The organism is Microbulbifer sp. CAU 1566, from assembly GCF_023156515.1.
In the GTDB taxonomy this organism is placed as follows: domain Bacteria; phylum Pseudomonadota; class Gammaproteobacteria; order Pseudomonadales; family Cellvibrionaceae; genus Microbulbifer.
Window position 1 is genome coordinate 112,783 of record NZ_JALNMG010000001.1, and the last position, 18,595, is coordinate 131,377.

Annotated in this window: 18 protein-coding genes; 9 read left to right on the forward strand and 9 right to left on the reverse strand. The window is 58.5% G+C overall.

Annotated features, from left to right (window positions below; all coding sequences use genetic code 11):
- Positions 1-172: 172 nt before the first annotated feature.
- Positions 173-1,414: a sodium:proton antiporter gene (locus tag M0G74_RS00485; RefSeq protein WP_248213342.1), complete on the reverse strand. Its 1,242-nt coding sequence runs from the start codon at positions 1,412-1,414 to the stop codon at positions 173-175.
- 21 nt (positions 1,415-1,435) lie between these two features.
- A complete protein-coding gene (locus tag M0G74_RS00490) occupies positions 1,436-2,980 on the reverse strand; it encodes an FMN-binding glutamate synthase family protein (protein ID WP_248213344.1) in 1,545 nt (514 codons plus the stop codon).
- Between the two features lie 140 nt (positions 2,981-3,120).
- Here M0G74_RS00490 and M0G74_RS00495 point away from each other — a divergent pair, with 140 nt between their 5' ends.
- The 9 genes from M0G74_RS00495 to M0G74_RS00535 all read left to right on the forward strand — a co-directional run bounded on the left by M0G74_RS00495 (position 3,121) and on the right by M0G74_RS00535 (position 11,058).
- Positions 3,121-4,209 (forward strand): PA0069 family radical SAM protein, encoded by a 1,089-nt coding sequence (locus M0G74_RS00495; protein WP_248213346.1) that lies wholly within the window; start codon positions 3,121-3,123, stop codon positions 4,207-4,209.
- 14 nt (positions 4,210-4,223) lie between these two features.
- Complete coding sequence (locus M0G74_RS00500; protein ID WP_248213348.1) at positions 4,224-4,514, forward strand: GIY-YIG nuclease family protein; 291 nt, start codon at positions 4,224-4,226, stop codon at positions 4,512-4,514.
- Between the two features lie 33 nt (positions 4,515-4,547).
- Positions 4,548-5,321, forward strand: a complete 774-nt coding sequence (locus M0G74_RS00505; protein WP_248213354.1) for a TSUP family transporter — start codon at positions 4,548-4,550, stop codon at positions 5,319-5,321.
- Between the two features lie 157 nt (positions 5,322-5,478).
- Positions 5,479-5,799 (forward strand): DUF3301 domain-containing protein, encoded by a 321-nt coding sequence (locus M0G74_RS00510; protein WP_248213356.1) that lies wholly within the window; start codon positions 5,479-5,481, stop codon positions 5,797-5,799.
- 11 nt (positions 5,800-5,810) lie between these two features.
- Entirely contained in the window at positions 5,811-6,032 is a 222-nt protein-coding gene (locus tag M0G74_RS00515; RefSeq protein ID WP_160152987.1) for a DUF1653 domain-containing protein, read from the forward strand.
- Between the two features lie 75 nt (positions 6,033-6,107).
- Entirely contained in the window at positions 6,108-7,175 is a 1,068-nt protein-coding gene (locus M0G74_RS00520) for a saccharopine dehydrogenase NADP-binding domain-containing protein (protein ID WP_248213358.1), read from the forward strand.
- Between the two features lie 106 nt (positions 7,176-7,281).
- The gene (locus M0G74_RS00525) at positions 7,282-7,809 is read left to right on the forward strand and encodes a phosphatase PAP2 family protein (RefSeq protein ID WP_248213363.1); all 528 of its coding nucleotides are present in this window, start codon (positions 7,282-7,284) and stop codon (positions 7,807-7,809) included.
- A 54-nt stretch (positions 7,810-7,863) separates the two neighbouring features.
- Positions 7,864-9,006, forward strand: coding sequence for an MJ1255/VC2487 family glycosyltransferase (locus tag M0G74_RS00530; RefSeq protein ID WP_248213367.1), 1,143 nt, complete (start codon positions 7,864-7,866; stop codon positions 9,004-9,006).
- A gap of 219 nt (positions 9,007-9,225) precedes the next feature.
- The gene (locus tag M0G74_RS00535; protein ID WP_248213368.1) at positions 9,226-11,058 is read left to right on the forward strand and encodes an acyl-CoA dehydrogenase; all 1,833 of its coding nucleotides are present in this window, start codon (positions 9,226-9,228) and stop codon (positions 11,056-11,058) included.
- 92 nt (positions 11,059-11,150) lie between these two features.
- Here M0G74_RS00535 and M0G74_RS00540 read toward each other — a convergent pair whose 3' ends face one another.
- The 7 genes from M0G74_RS00540 to M0G74_RS00570 form a co-directional block, all read right to left on the reverse strand.
- Complete coding sequence (locus tag M0G74_RS00540) at positions 11,151-12,680, reverse strand: dipeptidase (protein WP_248213370.1); 1,530 nt, start codon at positions 12,678-12,680, stop codon at positions 11,151-11,153.
- A 78-nt stretch (positions 12,681-12,758) separates the two neighbouring features.
- The gene (locus tag M0G74_RS00545) at positions 12,759-13,571 is read right to left on the reverse strand and encodes a polysaccharide deacetylase family protein (RefSeq protein WP_248213376.1); all 813 of its coding nucleotides are present in this window, start codon (positions 13,569-13,571) and stop codon (positions 12,759-12,761) included.
- Between the two features lie 123 nt (positions 13,572-13,694).
- Positions 13,695-15,044 carry an ATP-binding protein gene (locus M0G74_RS00550; protein WP_248213378.1) on the reverse strand — a complete coding sequence of 450 codons (1,350 nt, stop codon included), beginning with the start codon at positions 15,042-15,044 and terminating at the stop codon, positions 13,695-13,697.
- 142 nt (positions 15,045-15,186) lie between these two features.
- On the reverse strand, positions 15,187-15,864 hold the full coding sequence (locus tag M0G74_RS00555) for a response regulator transcription factor (RefSeq protein ID WP_160152979.1): 678 nt from the start codon (positions 15,862-15,864) through the stop codon (positions 15,187-15,189).
- Between the two features lie 35 nt (positions 15,865-15,899).
- The gene (locus M0G74_RS00560; RefSeq protein ID WP_248213380.1) at positions 15,900-16,283 is read right to left on the reverse strand and encodes a PepSY domain-containing protein; all 384 of its coding nucleotides are present in this window, start codon (positions 16,281-16,283) and stop codon (positions 15,900-15,902) included.
- A 41-nt stretch (positions 16,284-16,324) separates the two neighbouring features.
- Positions 16,325-16,909: a hypothetical protein gene (locus M0G74_RS00565; RefSeq protein WP_248213381.1), complete on the reverse strand. Its 585-nt coding sequence runs from the start codon at positions 16,907-16,909 to the stop codon at positions 16,325-16,327.
- Between the two features lie 219 nt (positions 16,910-17,128).
- A complete protein-coding gene (locus M0G74_RS00570; RefSeq protein WP_248213382.1) occupies positions 17,129-18,517 on the reverse strand; it encodes a cation:dicarboxylase symporter family transporter in 1,389 nt (462 codons plus the stop codon).
- Positions 18,518-18,595 lie beyond the last annotated feature (78 nt).

Sequence of the window (18,595 nt, forward strand, 5' to 3'; positions counted from 1 at the left end):
CGGTGGCGGGAGAGCACTGGGTATTCGTTTTCAAAACCGCTGTGAATACATCCCTGTACGCTGCGTCGGCAACATCCCTGTTGCCGACGCTTTTGAAAACGAATTCCCAGCACTCTCCCTTCAATTCAGACCAATTACTTCGCAAGCACAACAAATCACACGAGAAATAACGCTAAGATCCCAACTTCCGAATCAAGCGAGTACTCGTAGTCCCCTGCACCAACAAAGAAAACAATACCACCCCGAACACCATCGACTGTACTGTCCACCAGTAAGGCAACTCCGTTGGTAGTGACAACACCAGCGCCACCGCAATTACCCCCCGCAAACCGCCCCAGCTCAAGATCAAACGCCAGTTCGCGGGAATCGGCGGCCCCACATAACGCGCAAAAGGCGCCAACAAAAATACTGCAAAGCCCCGTGCACCAATCGCCGCAACAATCCCGATGATCATCGCCAACCACTGGTGAGAAAACATCTCGAAGGTTATCACCAGCCCCATGATCACAAAGATCAGGGCATTAAATAGCAAACTCAGCCACTCCCAGGTGGGTTCAGCATGGCTCAGGTAAGTCTCGTACTGCTCACGCAGGCAAGCCCTCGCCACGATGGCGCACAGCACGACCGCGATAATTCCGGATACACCGACAACATGTTCTGCCAGATAGAAACTGCCAAACGCCGCCAGTACCAGCACCATCAACGCGGCACCCGCAGAGCGTAAAAACAGAATCACAATCGCCGTCACCAGCCCGCAAAGCGAACCCAACGCCAACCCGCCAAAGAAAACCACTGCAAAATAAAGCGCAAAACCACCCGCGCCGCTGATGGCTTCTCCGGTTGCCACCGATCCCTCCATGGCACTGTGGCTGGCTATGCCCAACACCAGGGAGAAAAGCACAATCGCCACCGCATCGTTAAACAGGCTCTCGCCCTCGACTAATGTCAGTAATTCTTCATTGGCATTGGTTGTTCGCAACCGGGCAACAATCGCGACCGGATCGGTAGCCGCAAGAATAGCGCCGGTAAGCAGTGCAGCCAGCCAGGGGAAACCGGAGGGGTGATAAATGCCGTAGTAAACCAGTATCGCGGTAATCAACGCACAGATCAGTGCGCCCAAGGTGGCCAGCAGCAGGATTGGGCCCAACCAGCGGAACAGCTTGTCGGGATCAATTTTCCATGCCGAGTCAAAGATCAATACCGGCAGGATTACGAAGAACACCAGCTGCTGCAGGTTTTCGGCACGCAGTCCGGTGTCGTAGTCGAAAACCGGCAGCAGCATGCCCGCAAGTACCCCGGCAATCAGGCAACCGAGGGTATTGTCCCGTTTCAAAATGCGCGCAATCGATAGCCCCGCTACCGCAGCAACCGCCATATACAACCCCTGGCCGACCAGTGTGGTTACGCCTTCCATGGTTCACTCCCGAAGGGTCGATTATTGGGAATCGCGATCGGAGGCGATCACGGATTTGGGTTTTACTTCCGGCACCAGGTCGGACAATGGCACCGGTGTACCACGCTCATTGATGACTTCGACATGAGCGCGGCGCAATTGGCGTGGCTCGGGGACACCACAGGAGTGCGCGATGGTGCCCACTTCGTACACCATGTTGCGCGCGTAATGGTAAACCCGCTCGGCCTTGTCCATGGGATCCAGCCCCTGCTGCAGGTCCGGGTTGTGGGTAGTAACGCCCGTTGGGCAGGTATTTTTATTGCACTGCATGGCCTGGATACAGCCGAGGGAAAACATGAAACCGCGCCCGCAATTGATAAAGTCGGCGCCCATCGCCAGCGCCCAGGCCACCATGGACGGCGTCAGCAATTTGCCCGCGCAGATAATCTTGATGCGCTCGCGCAACCCGTACTCGGCAATAAGATCAACCACCAGCGGCAGACTGCGGTTCAGCGGCAGCCCCATATAGTCCATCAAACTCTGGGGCGCGGCACCGCTGCCACCATCAGCGCTATCGATGGTAATGAAGTCCGGTGCGGACTCCGGGCCACGCCGCCGGATCAAATCGCACAATTCATGCAGCCAGTCGCTGCTGCCAATCACGCACTTGAAACCAACAGGCTTACCGGTAACCTCGCGAATATGACCAATCATATCCAGCAGCCCGGCCACATCCCTGAATTCCGGGTGGCCATTGGGACTGATGGAGTCCATCCCCACAGGAATACCGCGCACCCGGGCAATCTCCGGCGTCACCTTGATTCCCGGTAATATGCCGCCCTTGCCCGGCTTGGCGCCCTGGGAGAGTTTCAGCTCGAACATTTTGACCTGTTCATGGGCCGCCACTTCCCGCAATTTGTCGTCAGACAGGTTGCCTTCGGCGTCCCGCACACCGTATTTGGCGGTACCGATCTGGAAGACGACGTCACAACCGCCCACCAGGTGGTGGGGCGACAAGCCACCCTCGCCGGTATTCAGCCAGATCCCCGCTTTGGCCGCGCCTCTCGACAACGCTTCCACCGCTGGCACCGACAGGGCGCCGAAGCTCATGCCCGAAATATTGAAGATGGAGCGGGTGGTATAGGGTCTGCGCGCGGCGCCTTCCCCCACCGTAACCTCTCGCGGTGGTACCGCGTCCTTGGCCAGGGTGGGAAAGGGATGGTTCAGGAACACGATATCCCCTGGCTGATTGAGGGGTCTTGTGGAACCGAAAGCCAGGGTGGAATCCACGTTTTTTGCCGCGCGGTATACCCAGCTGCGCTGGGCGCGATTGAAGGGCATCTCTTCCCGGTCCAGGGAAAAGAAGTACTGCCGGAAAAACTCCCCGAGGTGCTCAAACTGATAGCGGAAACGCCCCAGCACAGGGAAGTTGCGGCGGATGGCCTGCTTGGTCTGACTCACATCCGAGAGATACAGGTACACCACATAGAGCACCAGCAACACCAGCCCGAAGGCGAACAGCATCGCAAACACCTGTAATACATTGACCGCGAATGCCTTGATCGCGGCGACCGCATGAAGATCCATCCCCTGCTCCCTGCCCTAGAATCATCGAAAACCGACGAAAACCAAGCAGTCATTGTATGTGCTTCGCAGTTTCCTTGCACTGGCTAGGATCCAGTCATAAACTCCCCAAACAACTGGACAAACATACAGCCCTAAATTCCGTGGCCAACGACTCCCCTGACAACCCTACCCAATCCCTCAAGGGGCGCGGCGCCATCAGTAACCTGGCGGGGCGCTTTGTGGATCAGGTCAGCACCCGCGAGAGCGACGGCTGGGAGCAGGCCCTGGAACAGCAGCAACGGATTGACACCGTGGCGATCGAGGAGAAGGCCAAGTCCATCATTACCACCAATAACTCCCCGGATATTCCGTTTACCCAGTCGATCAACGCCTATCGGGGCTGCGAACACGGATGCGTCTACTGCTACGCCCGCCCCGCCCATGCCTATATGGACCTGTCGCCAGGGCTCGATTTCGAAACCCGGCTGTTTTACAAACCCAATGCCGCGGAGCTGCTTGAAAAGACACTGCGCCAAAAAAGTTACCAGTGCAGCCCCATTGCCATGGGCACCAATACTGATCCCTACCAGCCCCTGGAAAAAGAAAAGCAGATCACCCGCCAGTTACTGGAAACACTGCAGCGCTACCAGCACCCGGTGACCATAGTCACCAAGAGCCAGCTGATACTGCGTGACCTGCCGATACTGGCGGAAATGGCGCAAGACAACCTGGTACATGTGGGGATCAGCGTAACCACGCTGGACAATGCATTAAAACGCAAACTGGAACCGCGCACCGCAGGGCCGGCAGCACGGCTGCGCACCATCGAAGCACTGGCAAGTGCCGGTATACCCACCGCGGTGATGGCCGCGCCCATGATTCCGGCACTGAACGATTCAGAACTGGAAGCCATTCTTACCCAGGCGCAGCAGGCGGGCGCGATTCACGCCGCTTACATACTGCTGCGATTACCGTTTGAGGTGGCACCGCTCTTTCGCCAATGGCTAGCAGAACACTACCCGCAGCGGGCACAGCACGTGATGAGCCTGGTGCAACAGAGCCGCGGCGGTAAGGATAACCAGACCGAATTCGGCCAGCGCCAACGAGGCACCGGTGTCTTTGCACAGTTACTGCAGCAGCGGTTTCGGGTAACCTGTCGCAAACTGGGACTGAATGAACGCAAGCTGGACCTGGATTGCAGTCGCTTTTTTCTGCCGCCACAATCCGGTGACCAGCAAAGTCTTTTTTAATCGGCGGTTATGTTTTGTCTGGCTGGTTTGTTTATCTGATTCGCACCAACAGCGGCTCGCTGTATACGGGTATTACCCGAGATGTAGAGCGGCGCTTTGAAGAGCACAGCAGTGGCAGCCCCAAAGCCGCCAAGGCGCTGCGCGGTCGCGGCCCCCTGACACTGGAATTCCAACAGGGCGTCGACAGCCATTCCGATGCATTAAAACTGGAAATGCAGATCAAGAAGTGGCCCAAGGCACGCAAGGAGGCATTGATTGCCGGCAAGCTCAGCCTGCCCATCCAGACACCCACCACTGCCCCCTGACACCCCAAGTCCGACTCACACAAGAAGTACCCGATGGATATCACCATTACCCTGCTATTGATTCTGTTTGCTGTTGCCATGCTGGCGGGCTGGGTGGACACCCTGGCCGGTGGCGGCGGGTTACTGACGGTGCCCGCGTTACTGCTCGCCGGCCTACCGCCGGTTGCCGCACTGGCGACCAACAAAAGTCAGGCGATACTCGGTACGTTTACCTCGACGGCCACGCTGTATTCCAAGGGGCACTTGCGCGAGCGCGCGCTGATTCTTCCGGTGGTTACTGCAGGCATTGGCGCTGGTGTAGGCGCCTGGCTGATTCAGCGGGTGGACACAAGCTGGCTCAACTGGGTGATTCCAGTGCTGTTGTTGTGCGTCGCACTCTATGTTTGGCTCACCCCCAATTTGGGCAACAGCGAACGCCAGGGAAAACTGAGTGAAAAACAGTGGGCACTGACGTGCGTGCCTGCGGTGGGCTTTTATGACGGCGCTTTTGGCCCCGGTACCGGGACCTTTTTTGCCGCGTCCGGGGTTGCCTTTCGCGGGCAAACCCTGCTCACCGCAACCATCCGGGCAAAACTGTTCAACCTCACCACCAACGTGGTCTCCCTGGCCCTGTTTGCCACTGGCGGCAAAGTGGTGTGGGTTATCGGCGGAGCCATGATGGCCGGACAAATGCTGGGCGCGTTTATCGGAAGCCACACCATGCTGGCAGGCGGTACCCGCATCATACGTCCGCTGGTGATCACCATGTGTATGCTGATGTCACTGGGCCAGATCGCCCAGCACCTGGATCTGCTGCCTCTCCCCTGATCGTTACTTTCTTACTTGAAAATCACGCAACCAGGGAATCTCGCCCCCCGTGGCACAAGACTTTTGGGGAAACAGCCGGTGATGAGAATCGTGCCGGGCATAGTCCCTCCGCTGGTGGTATTCTTGCGCCCACGAAAGATAGCAAAACGTACCTCCTATGTATTACTCACTGGGCGACCTTTTCTGGATCTTCCTGCTGATACTGGCAGCCTGGTATTTCTGGGCCGGTATGGCCGCCAAGGACCGGGTGCGCAGGATCGTAAAGACGCACTGTAAAGAAACCGGCGTGCAATTGCTGGATGATACGGTGATGCTAAAGCGCACTCGCCTGAAGCGCGACAAGAGCGGCCAGGTGCGCCTGCTGCGCCAGTACGAATTCGAATTTACCTCTACCGGAGAGCGCCGTTACAGCGGTATCGCTGTGCTGCACGGGCAACGCGTCAACCAGATCCAACTCTCCCCTTACCACCTCTCCTGAGGAGGATACACATGGATCCGATCAGCAAGGGCATTTATCGCCACTATAAAAACGGCAAGCAATACCATTTGATGGAAATTGCCACCCACAGTGAAACCGGGGAACAACTGGCCATATACCGGGCTCTGTATGATGAGTTTGGCGTTTGGGCCCGCCCTCTGGCGATGTTTGCGGAGACCGTGGAAAAAGACGGGCAGCAGGTTCCGCGCTTCGCTCTGGAAAAACGCCTGTAACAAGCGCCAGTAACAAACGCCTGTAACAACAGTTACCCGATTGAATAAGAAGATCGAGAACAATAAGGACACTCGGTGAACAATAAACAGATCCTGATTTACGGCGCCTATGGCTATACCGGTGAGCTGATTGCCCGCAACGCAGTCGCCAAGGGGCTGAAGCCCATTCTCTCTGGCCGCAGTGCTGCCAAGCTGCAACCGCTGGCCAACGAGCTGGGACTGCCGGCTATTGCCGTCAGCCTGGACGATGAAGAGGCCCTGGTCCGGACCCTCAAAGACGTTGCCGTGGTGATTCACTGCGCCGGCCCCTTCTCTGCCACTGCAGAGCCGATGATGCGCGCCTGTATTGCCAGCGGCACCCACTATCAGGACATTACCGGCGAAATGTCGGTCTACCAGCTGGCCCACGGGATGGACGCAGAGGCGAAGGCCGCAGGTGTCGTGCTCTGCCCCGGCACCGGTTTCGATGTGATTCCCACCGATTGCCTGGCGGCCGCACTGCATAAAACCATGACCAGCGCCACCCACCTCACCCTGGGTTTCGATTCCGATTCCGGCCTCAGCCCCGGTACCGCCAAGACCTCGATTGAAAGCCTGGGCGTGGGCAGTGCCGTGCGCCGCAACGGCAAGATTGAAATCACCCCCCACGGCGAAATTACCCGCAAGATCAATTTCGGCCGCGGCGAAAAATTCGCCGTCGCCATTCCCTGGGGTGACATTGCCACCGCTTACTACACCACCGAAATCCCCAATATCGAGGTGTACATTCCCATGAGCCCGCGGCGGGCAAAAAAAATGCAGCAGCTGAACAAATTCCGCTGGCTGCTGCGTATGAACTGGATGCAGAACTGGCTCAAGGGCAAAGTGGACCAAAAAGTCCGTGGTCCCAGCGAAAACCAGCGCGCAGAACAGCAGACCTGGGTGTGGGGCGAAGTGCGCAACGACCGCCGCGGCGAGCGCCGGGTGGGCCGCGTGGTGACCGCCAACGGCTACGATGTGACCGTGCACGGTTCTCTGGCGGTCATGGAGCACCTGCTGGGATACAACGGCGATGGCGGCTACTTCACACCGTCAAAACTCTGCGGTCACGAGCTTGTGGAGAAACTGCCCGGTTCCGGTGCCATCAAAATCGGGATCGACTGATCCAGCGCTGGCGGACAGACACCGGGCTGTCCGCCAATCGTCAGATTTCACGGTTCTGACATATTTCGTTCAAGTCCGCGCAACATAGGCTTCGTACTTTTAGTGCATGCGAAGCTTACCTATCACTCTGAAAACGGTAGATGTCTCTCTGGTACTGCGAATGGCAGAGCGGGCGACACGGCCGACATCCCGCAGGAACTACCTGCTGCTGTCCCGCTCTGCCGACGGCTGGCTCTACCTGCTATCGCCACTGTTGATTGCCATCCTCAACACCGCGGCCGCATTGCCGTTCCTGTATCTCTGCGGTGCTGCTTTCGCGATCGAGCGATCCCTCTACTGGACCATCAAAAACACCACCAAGCGCAACCGCCCGCCGGAATCCATCCCCGGCCTGCGCTCCATTGTGGTGGCCAATGACCGCTTCAGCTTACCGTCCGGCCACACCTCCGGTGCTTTCCTGTTTGTCACCATACTGAGCCAGAGTCTCAACCCGCTTTGGGCCCTGGGCTACTTCTGGGCTGCCGGCGTTGGGACATCCCGCGTAGGTCTCGGCGTGCACTATCCCACCGACGTCTGTGCCGGAGCACTGTTGGGCATCTGTGTGGGATTCGCAGTCAGTGGAGCCTTGCTCTAGCTCAACGTGATCCCTCCTTTCAGTCAGATACTGCTCATCAACCGGAGAAGCAATTTGAAAATTCTGTACGGCGTTCAGGGCACCGGCAACGGCCATATCTCCCGCGCCAGAGCCATGGCCGAGGCCTTCGCCCAATTTCCGGAGCTGGAAGTTCAATGGCTGTTTACCGGCCGACCGCCAGAAAAACTTTTCGCGATGGAAGCCTTCGGGGACTACTGGTGGCGCGAAGGCCTGACCTTCGTGCACAAGGAAGGCAAAATCGACCAGATTGCCACAGCCAGACAACTGAACCTCAGCCGCCTGCTGAAGGACATCCGCGAGCTGCCGGTACAGGATTTCGACCTGGTCATCAGCGACTTCGAGCCGGTCAGCGCCTGGGCGGCCAAAAAGCGCAAGCGCCCCAGTCTCGGACTCGGCCACCAGTACGCGTTCAATTTTTCCATACCCACGCCAGCCTTTGGCTGGATCGCCCGCGCCATCATGAAAATGTTCGCGCCGGTAAAGGTGAGCCTGGGAATGCACTGGTATCACTTTGGCCATCCGATTCTGCCACCTATAGCACAGGCCCACAGTGATCCGTCTCAAGACGAAGTGCCTGGGGCGAATGACGGTCATGTACTGGTTTACCTGCCGTTCGAGCACGCAGCCCCGTTACTGCGACAACTGGCCCAGCTGCCACACCAGTTCACCGTCTACGGCCTGCCCACGGACCAGCCCAAAGCGGACAACATCACCCTGAAGGCTCCGTCTGTTGACGGTTTCCGCGCGGATGTTGCCAGCGCCAAGGCCGTCATCTGTAATAGCGGTTTCGAGCTGATTGCAGAGACCCTGACCCTCGGCAAACCGATCCTCACCCGCCCGCTCAAAGGGCAATTTGAGCAGGAGGCCAATGCCCTGGCCCTGAGAGAACTGCAACTGGCCAAGGTGGTGGAGCATATGGATGCCATCACCATCGGACGCTGGCTGGAGGAGCACCCCAAGGGCGTGCAAATCACCTGGCCAGATGTCGCTGGCGCGATCGTGTACTGGATTGCCAAAGGCCGCCGTAACAGCCCGCAGGAACTGGCGGACAGCCTGTGGCAAGCAGTGATACCCGGGCGCCAGGCGGTAAAGTCCCGCCGGGAAACGGAGAGCACTGCGGCTCCACTGGACGAGGTCGACACTGCCGAGGAAATCAAAGGCAGCGAGAGCACCTGAGCACTGAGCGTCTCTTGTACGACCGCCTTTAATAACCTTGCCCGATAGCCCTTCTACCCAATAGCCCATCTATAAGGCCCCGGAAACTGATTGGAGATATATATCCGGGGCCATTACCTGATATGTCATTGCCGAGTTCCGGTCCACTCCCTACCCTGATCCGATTCCCCTAGACCGTCGACTAGACGAGCCTCTTAGATAACAAGAATTGGAGTGGTTATGAGCGCGCAGTACCTGAACGACCGGGATATCGAGTTCCTGCTATACGAATTTCTCGACACCGAGGCACTGCTACAACGCCCCCGCTACCGCGAACACTCCCGGGAAGTCTTCAGCGCGACCCTGGACACCGCGAAAGCCATCGCAGAGAAATACTTCGCCAATCACTACAGCAAGGGCGACGCCCAGGAACCCACCTTCGACGGCGAAAAAGTTACCCTGATACCCGAAACCGCCGAGGCCTGGAAGGCGTTCGCAGACGCCGGTTTTCTCGCTGCCCACTACGACTTTGAAGAGGGCGGCATGCAATTGCCGGAAGTGGTCCTGCGCACGGCCATGGCCTATATCAACGCCGCCAACGTCGGCACCGCGGCCTATCCGTTTCTTACCCTGGGGGCCGCCAACCTGGTGCGCAGCTTCGCCAGCGATGAACTAAAAAGCCGCTATCTGCCACCGATGATGGATGGCCGCTACGCGGGCACCATGGCGCTCACCGAACCGGACCAGGGCTCGGCCCTCGCAGATATCCGTACCACGGCCACCCCGGCGGAAGACGGCAGCTACCGCATTCACGGGCAGAAGATGTTTATTTCCGGTGGCGACCAGTCCATTACCGAAAATATCGTGCATATGGTACTGGCACGCATCAAAGGTGCTCCGGCGGGCGTCAAGGGCATTTCCCTGTTCCTGGTCCCGAAGGTAATTCCTGCAGAGGATGGGGCCGTGGACGGGATAGAGAATGGTGCAGAGGCTGTCCGTAATGACGTACAGCTGGCGGGCCTGCTACACAAAATGGGCTATCGCAACACCACCTCGACGGTGCTGAGCTTTGGCGAAGAAGGCGGTGCGGTAGGCTATCTGGTGGGTGAGCCCCACAAGGGCCTCAGTTACATGTTCCAGCTGATGAACGAGGCGCGCATCGGTGTTGCCACTGGCGCTGCCGTGCTGGGCTACCGCGGTTACCAGCACGCGTTGCAGTATGCCAAAGAGCGGCCACAGGGCCGCCTGCCGTCCAACCGCGACCCGCAGTCGAAACAACTGCCCATCATCCAGCACGCGGATGTCCGGCGGTTGCTGCTGACGCAGAAAAGTTATGTGGAAGGTGGCCTCGCGCTCTGCCTCTACGCCTCCTCCCTGTTCGAAGATACGCATAGCGCGGAAACCGAAGGCGAACGACAGCAAGCGGCAGAGCTGCTGGACCTGCTCACCCCCATCGTCAAATCCTGGCCATCCAAGTACTGTTTAAAAGCCAACGATCTGGCGATTCAGGTGCTTGGCGGCTCCGGCTATATCCGTGAATACCCCCTGGAGCAGCTCTACCGCGACAACCGTCTCAACCCGATCCACGAGGGCACCGAAGGCATCCAGGCACTGGACCTGCTCGGGCGCAAAGTTCCTGCCAAGGGTCTCGCCGCTTACAAGCACCTCGCCACAGAAATCGCCAAAACCGTTACCGACTGCGGCAGCGATTCCGAGCTGCAGGTGCTGGCCAAATGCGTTGGGGACAGCCTTAACCACATCAACAGCACGACCGAAAACCTGCTGGGACAAATGGCTGCCGACGCCGACCTGGGCCTCGCCAATGCCACCCTCTACCTCGATACCCTTGGCCGTGTGGTCGTGAGCTGGATCTGGTTGCGCCAGGCACACATCGCATCACAGAAGCTGAAATCAGATAGCGCACTCAGCGACGAGGAAGTGAATTTCTACCGCGGCAAACTACAGGCCGCGCGTTTTTATATTGAGTGGGAACTGCCGGAAATCGAGCCGCAACTGGCACTACTCGACACCGGTAACCGGGTGCCGTTTGAGATGCAGCGAGACTGGTTCTGAAGCCGGAAACGCGAGCAACGAAAAAGGGACTGATTATTCAGTCCCTTTTTAATTTACGGTCTTTAACGTCGGAATAATTTCATCGGATCAAGTTAGAGGTTCGCGATCTCGATCATCATTGCCGTGTACATTTTCAGGTTCAGCTGCAACTGATCTGCGGTGATGAATTCGTGCTCCGAGTGCCCGGTGTAGGCCTTGTCCGGCATCGATGGCCCGAAGCTGACCGCATTGGGAAACAGCTTGGCATTGGTGGAACCACCAACGGACACCGGTCCCGCATCCTTGATTCCGGTAAAGTGCCGGAACACCTGCAGCAGTGGCTCCACCTGCGGCGCCTTATCTGCACGGTAGGGCTCCCCAAGATGCACACTCACGTCGGCCATTTGGATACCGGTCTCTTTCTGCCAGGTGTCGATGGCAGTGTGAATTTGTGCATCCAGTACTTTGGCGGTCTTGCCGGTGGGGCGGCGCAGGTTCAGATAGCTGGTCAGGCCCGGTTTATTTTCCTCTTTATTTTCCTCTGCCTTCACCATGGTCAGGGCTGCAGTCATCGGCCCCATGAAATCATCGCGGTAGGCGATATCGCCAAATTGTTCCGCGACAATGCCGGTGCCAATCAGGTCATTGATGTAACGCACTGTGGCGCCCGCCGCGTTGGCTGGCCACACGTGGCCACTCAGTGCGTCTGCCAGGAAAGCAATGGCGTTGACCCCGTGCTCCGGCTCGGAGCTGTGGGTAGCCACACCGCGGGCGCTGATCTCCAACACACCGTCCTTGTGTGCGAAAGCGAATTTCACCTGCGGATGTTTCGCTGCGCGGGCACGAATCGCTTTTTCCAGCGCGGCAGTCGGATGCACCACGGTGGCGTAGGCCTCGTCCGGCACCTGGCTGCGGAAATAGCCACCGCGGAATTCGCTCAGGAAGGGCTTGCTCTTGTCCGCAACGGCGACATCAGAGAAGGTAGTGCGCACTTCACTCCAACCCTTTTCCGCAGTCACCACCGGGTAATCGGCATCGATGGTAATGGTGTAGGCGGGCATGTCGTAATCTTTCAGGAAGGCTTCCAGCGGCGCCCAGTCAGATTCCTCGGCCATGTAAACAATCAACTCCACCCGCCGCTGCATCGGCACGCCCTTGTCTTTGATCGCCTTCATCGCATAGAGCGCGGTGGCAATGGGCCCCTTGTCGTCCTCGCTGCCGCGGGCAATCAGTTTGCCCGGCTCACTGGTGCGATCCAGCTCAAACGGACTCTTCTTCCACTTGGCCGGATTGGCCGGCTGCACATCGCCGTGGGTGACAATGCCGATCTTCTCTTCACCCTGCCCCAACGCGACGATCACCACATAGCCGTGATCTTCACATTCCAGACCCAGCGCAATGGCCTTGTCGCACAGGGTGCGTTTGAAACCGGTGAACTCGGGGTTCTTTTCCAACGGCAGGTCTTCCCGCGCCACCGTCTTGAACTGAACCAGATCGGCAAGGGTATCGGTCATCGCCGCCTCGTACTGATCTACCGCATAGTCCGCGGTGCTCTGCGCTACCGGCGAGACACCCGCCACCGCAGCCAGAGGACAGAACAACAGCGACGCCGCAAGCCGCGAAATTTTGGACCGGAAATTCACTGGGTACTCCATAGATATATAAATAGATAAACAAACAGATCAATAAATAGAATTCGGGGAAATGGGGTTATTCGTCAACTACAGCGACTGCCGCGCCTGCTCCCGCTTCAGGTGCGCAATTGCTTCGCGCATGGTGGCCACCCAGTAGCGGTTTGGGTGGGCCGCCAGGTGCTCCAGCAATGCCTGATGGGCCTCTGACGAAACGGTAATATAGTCACCACCCACACCGTGAAACATAAAGCCTACCAGACTGTGATTTTCCCGCGCCGCTTCTACTACCTGAATCAGTTCTTGCGCACTCTTTTCGGCACCATCGAAGGATGCCACACGGTAAAAATCGCGGTCGTCAATCTGGTGCTGCCCATCGCCGGAAAACAAGCGTGCCGCGGGCACCAGTTTTTTCAGTTCGGGAATCACATCTTCGCCCCCGGCCGTCATGTCACCACAGGGGTAGGCAAAGGTGCGCTGCTTTTTGCCGTCGATGGCTTCGAGCATGCTGTTAGTCGCCTGCACTTCATCTACGAACTGATCCAGGGTGTAATTATCCAGATCCTGCCAGGGTTTGACCCAGCTGCGGTTGGAAAGAGATTTTCGGCAGGGGTGGTAAAGCATATGGTTACCAAGCTCGTGCCCACGCTGGGCAGCCCGGCGCCACTCGTGCAGACGCATGCGAATGGAAGGTCGCGCACCGGAGATATAGAAGGTAGCCGGCAGTTTGTGCTCATTCAGCTGGGGAATGGCGATGTCCAGGTGGGAATCGAGGGCGTCATCGTAGGTCAGCACCACCGCCACCTCGGCACCACCGGGCCAGGGAGATTTCTGCCCACTGGTTTCGACGCCAGCGGCTGCCGACAAGCACACCGCGGAGCCAAGTGAGACCAGCAACCCCATCAATGCGCGAGGCAGAGCCCGCGATTTGCGCGGACATCTTGGTGAAAACATTTTTGCTAAGGTGAGAGAAACGAACATTGGCAATTCCTTTTTATTATTCGTTTACTGAGCTTCAAAACCCGCTTAAATAATTATTCGCACCGCGAGGCCGTCCAGGTGCGGATCGCGGGCCAGGTGCGGATCGCGGGCTTCCCCCGGCGGAAGGATATCAATACGGCCGTGGTAACTCTCCACAATATCCACCACCACGGCAAGGCCAATACCCTGCCCCTGTTGCTGCTGGTCGGCGCGCACGCCACGCTGTATTACCTGCTGCCACTGGGCCTGGCTCAAACCGGGGCCATTGTCGGAGACCACGATTTCTAGTCCGCGCTGGTCAGCGGTATTGCAGATTTCCGCCAGCAGCTTACCGCCGCCGTATTTGTAACCATTGTCCAGCAGGTTGCCGAGCATTTCCATCAGGTCACCTTCATCCCCGTAAAACAACACCGAATCGTCACAGATTAACTCTGCGTTTACGGATTTTTTGCGGTAGACCTTGTCCAGCGCGGTGAGGATTTTCTCGGCCTGGGGCTGAACGGCAACGCCGCGCAGAATGGATTTGGGAGAAGTGGCCACCGCGCGCTTCAGCTGGTAACTGATGATGCCATCCATACGCTGCACCTGCTCGGCCAGGGCGGCCTGGGCCCCCTGCGGGTCGGCGGCGATGTCCATCCCCTTCAATACCGCGAGGGGCGTTTTCAGACTGTGGGCGAGATCCCCCAGGGTGTGGCGGGTCTTTTCCCGCTGGCGGCGCTCGTTTTCGATCAGCAGATTGAGGTTGTCGGTCAGCGGGACCAGCTCGCGGGGGAAATGCCCCTGCAAGGTATCCGTGCCACCCTGCTGCATCCGTTTCAGCGCGTGCGCCACACTGCGCAGAGGCGCCAGCCCCCAGCGCAATACCAGTAACTGCACCGCAATCAGGGCCAGGGCGCCGATCGCCAGCCAGCGCCACAGGGTGCTACTGAACTGTCGTACCTGGGCATGTAGCGGCCCGGCATCTTCGAGCACCACAAAGGTAAACTGCAGTTCATTGTCCAGCCCCCAGGCGATGCCCTGGCGGAAACTGCTGTACGGTGTGCTGAGGTCGGGTAATTGGATTTCCGCAAACACTTCCTGCCCCTGGCGCAGCGGCAGGGGCAGCGGTAATGCAGAAAAATTCGGCAGGCTCAGGGCCGACTGGGAGCGCCAGATAACCCGCCCGCGGGCATCCATAACCGCACCGATCAGGCCGGAGTCCGGCTGGTTGAATCGCTGCTCCGGCAGGTTGAATGGCAGTTGCAATGTGTTGCCATCGGGCTCGGCCACGGCCAGCAGGGTGTAAATGTGCAACTGCAGTTCCCGCACCTTGGCCTCGTCCAGGGAGGTGCGGTACGCCCGCTCCAGGACACCGGAGAGGACGGCGAGAAATACCAGCAGGATCAACGTGGCCATCAGCGAGAGACGGCCGGAAAGGGAGTGCCACAAGCGGAATTTAGGCAGCCATGAGCGGACGATAGACAGCCATGAGCGGAGCTGAGGCAACCATGCGCGGCCTATAGCCCGCCATCGGCGCGAAAGGCGAGAAAACAAGGGGTCAGCCTTCAACAGCGGTAAACCGGTAACCGCGCCCCCGCAGGGTTTCAATGGGTTTTACCCCGCCCGCCGCATCCAGCTTCTTACGCAAGCGACCGATAAACACTTCGATCACATTACTGTCGCGGTCACAGTCCTGCTCGTAAATGTGTTCGGTCAAGGTGGTTTTGGAAACCACTTCGTCCGGGTGCAGCATCAGGTATTCCAGTACCTTGTACTCAAAAGAGGTAAGCTCCAGCTCGCTGCCGGACACATTCACCCGCTGGGAACTGGTATCCAGCTCGATGGGGCCGGCGCTGATGGTGGGGGAGGAAAAACCGGCAGAGCGCCGCACCAGGGCATTCAGCCGCGCGAGCAGTTCCTCGGTATGAAAAGGTTTGGTCAGGTAGTCGTCGCCACCCGCTTCCAGGCCGCGCACCCGTTCCTGCCAGTGGCCGCGGGCAGTGAGAATCAGGATCGGGAAATGCCGCGCCTCTTTGCGCAGGGTCTCAATGACCGCAATGCCATCAACCTTGGGGAGCCCCAGGTCCATTACCGCGATATCGTAGGGATATTCGCGGCCCAGATACAACGCCTCTTCACCATCCGGCGCCTCGTCGACGGTGTAACCCGCCTTGCGCAGGGACACCGCCAACTGTTCCCGCAGGACATGCTCGTCTTCCACCAGCAATGCGCGCATAAATTTTCCTCTACTAATCGGTTTCCAGCCTGGACCTAGCGGGAAATCTGCCCGCTCTGCTTGTCCACAAACACTACATAGACCTGGCTTTTATCGGAAAGTCCCTTGACCCGGTACATGCTGCGACCGTTGCGCTGCACTTCACTGATGGCCAGGATCTTGCCCCCGTAACGGCGCTTGACCAGCGCCGCGGCCTGATCCCGGGAGATGCTTTTGTTCTGTGTACGAATACTGGAAAACAGCTGCGGCTTGCTGCGCTCGCCCCCCAGGCTTACCCGCAACACCGACTCGGGTGCCGACAGTGGAAGAACACCGGACTGCTGCCCCGCATAAAGAGGCCCGGCAATCAGTGTGGCCACCAAGGCGATCACCAATACCATCGCTGCCTTTGCGAACCTTGGGGTAGCTGGGAATTTCACAATACTGCTCCTGATATTTCCAAAGCGCTGGTCGGGCTACCTCAAAGGACCGGCGTGACGTCGACTCGAACCCGGATTCTATCCCCCGGATGGCGGTCAGTGCGAATCAGATATTCCTGACCGTTGTAGCGGTAGTTTACGTCATATCCGACCAATTCCCGACGACTACTGACTTCTTCCACTACCTGGCAGCGCTGCTGGGTGCCGTATTGCACCGGTGCCGTACCACGGCTGATGGCACTGCCCACCACTGCACCCACCGCGGCTCCGGCCACCATACCGGCACCTTTGTTGCCACGGTGGTAGTGGCCACGGCGACCCCAGCCGTGGCGGTAACCGCGCGCGGCATCGCGCCCCACGGCAGCGCCGATCAGGCCGCCGATAATAGCGCCTGCAGGAGAAGGTTGCTGGTAAGTAACGGTCTGATCCCAACACTGGGTGCGGGGCTCAACGACCTGGATATCGTTGTAGACAGGTGTGACGCCGGTGACTATGGCGTAGTCGTAGCCATCCTGGCCCTCGTAATAGCCGCTCTCACCGGCAGCAGTGCCGGCGCTGACGCCCACCAGTGTGGTAGTAAGGCCGGCGAAGGCCAGCGGCTTGATGAGTTTGTGAAAGTTGACCATGTTCCGTGCTCCCTTAGACCCTGCCTGCGGCATGTTTTACTGGCCATGGCGGCCGATGGGAGCACTTTAAGCAGGGCTGGCTGAATAGTTCCTGAACTCTGTGGAACTTTTTATGAAATGCAGGTTATGAAATGCAGGTTATGAGACTCAGGGTATGAGATACGAAGCCCGATACAGGCAGACCGCATTGATCAATGCGGTCACGCTCATTCAGAGCCGTCAGGCGGCCTCCGCAGACTCGTTATTATCACCGGTATCGCCACCTTCCCCCCGGCTGCCGCCCAGCCAGCGCTGGGTCAGGGTACCCGCGGTCATAGCGCCATTCACATTCAGCGCGGTGCGCGCCATATCAATGAGCGGCTCCACCGAGATCAGCAGTGCGGCAATCTGTACCGGAAGCCCCATGGCCGGCAATACCACCAGCGCAGCAAAGGTGGCACCGCCACCGACACCGGCGATACCAAAGGAGCTGATCACGATCACTGCGATCAGGGAGGTCAACCACACCGGATCGAAGACATTGATCCCCAGGGGCACCGCGACCATCACCGCCAGCATCGCCGGGTAAATACCGGCGCAGCCGTTCTGGCCGATGGTGGCACCGAAGGAGGCAGAGAAGTTGGCAATCGCCGGGGAGTTCTTCAGCTCGTCGATCTGGGTTTCCACATTCAGCGGAATCGTCGCGGCACTGGAGCGCGAGCTGAAGGCAAACACCAGCACCGGCCACACCTTGGCAAAATAATGCAGCGGGCTGATGCCATTGACCAGCAACAGCAGCGCATGCACCACAAACATCAGCGCGATGGCCACAAACGAAGCGGCGACAAAGTTGAACAGGTTGAAGATATCCGCCCAGCTGGACTTGGCAATCAGCGCGGTCACCAGAGCCATTACCCCGTAGGGGGTAAACGCCATAATCAGGCGCACCAACTTCATCACCCAGGCCTGGGCCACGGAGACAAACTGCTCGATGGCGGCACCCTGCTCCGGATTTTCCCGGCGTACCGCCAACGCAGCCAACCCCAGCAACACGGCAAAAATCACCACCGCAATCACCGAGGTATCGCGCTGGCCGGCGAGGTCTGCAAAGATATTGCGCGGAATAAATGAGGTGAGAATTTCCGGAATACTGAGGCCGCTGACCCGGCCAATGCGCTCGTTGAGCACTTCTACCCGCGCAGCCTCCCGGGCGCCCTCCACCAGGCCCTCTGCAGACAACCCGAACAGGTGTGCGATCAACACGCCGATCAATGCCGCGATGGCCGTGGTGCCGAGCAATACTGCCAGTACAGAAACACTGATCTTGCCCAGCGAGCGGGTATTGCTGACCTTCACTACCGCAGCGAGAATCGAGATAAGCACCAATGGCATGACCAGCAGGTGCAGCAGGTTGACGTAGCCCTCACCAATCAATCCCACCCAGTCCAGCACCCAGGGCACATTCACACCCCAGCCTTCCGCCAGGTGCATAAAGCCACCCAGCAACACCCCCAACAACAGGCCGGCGAACACTGCCGGCGCGAGGGAGTTGCGGCTGCGGTGCCAGCGCGCCAGTGGCCAGATCAGAAGGAGATACACTGCCAGGAGAATCACTGCACTCAATTGCATGGGTTTTTAAGTCCCGATTTACAAATTTTGCCGGTAAAAATTTGCACGCATCCTAACAGTTGGCGCACATTTCCCTTA

What these genes read in the sequence shown, in the direction of transcription:
- M0G74_RS00485 (WP_248213342.1), bottom strand. Translation starts at nt 1,414, where the DNA reads ATGGAAGGCGTAACCACACTGGTCGGCCAGGGGTTGTATATGGCGGTT.
- M0G74_RS00555 (WP_160152979.1), bottom strand. Translation starts at nt 15,864, where the DNA reads ATGCGCGCATTGCTGGTGGAAGACGAGCATGTCCTGCGGGAACAGTTG.
- M0G74_RS00545 (WP_248213376.1), bottom strand. Translation starts at nt 13,571, where the DNA reads ATGGGGTTGCTGGTCTCACTTGGCTCCGCGGTGTGCTTGTCGGCAGCC.
- M0G74_RS00570 (WP_248213382.1), bottom strand. Translation starts at nt 18,517, where the DNA reads ATGCAATTGAGTGCAGTGATTCTCCTGGCAGTGTATCTCCTTCTGATC.
- M0G74_RS00565 (WP_248213381.1), bottom strand. Translation starts at nt 16,909, where the DNA reads ATGGTCAACTTTCACAAACTCATCAAGCCGCTGGCCTTCGCCGGCCTT.
- M0G74_RS00505 (WP_248213354.1), top strand. Translation starts at nt 4,548, where the DNA reads ATGGATATCACCATTACCCTGCTATTGATTCTGTTTGCTGTTGCCATG.
- M0G74_RS00490 (WP_248213344.1), bottom strand. Translation starts at nt 2,980, where the DNA reads ATGGATCTTCATGCGGTCGCCGCGATCAAGGCATTCGCGGTCAATGTA.
- M0G74_RS00510 (WP_248213356.1), top strand. Translation starts at nt 5,479, where the DNA reads ATGTATTACTCACTGGGCGACCTTTTCTGGATCTTCCTGCTGATACTG.
- M0G74_RS00535 (WP_248213368.1), top strand. Translation starts at nt 9,226, where the DNA reads ATGAGCGCGCAGTACCTGAACGACCGGGATATCGAGTTCCTGCTATAC.
- M0G74_RS00525 (WP_248213363.1), top strand. Translation starts at nt 7,282, where the DNA reads ATGCGAAGCTTACCTATCACTCTGAAAACGGTAGATGTCTCTCTGGTA.
- M0G74_RS00515 (WP_160152987.1), top strand. Translation starts at nt 5,811, where the DNA reads ATGGATCCGATCAGCAAGGGCATTTATCGCCACTATAAAAACGGCAAG.
- M0G74_RS00550 (WP_248213378.1), bottom strand. Translation starts at nt 15,044, where the DNA reads ATGGCCACGTTGATCCTGCTGGTATTTCTCGCCGTCCTCTCCGGTGTC.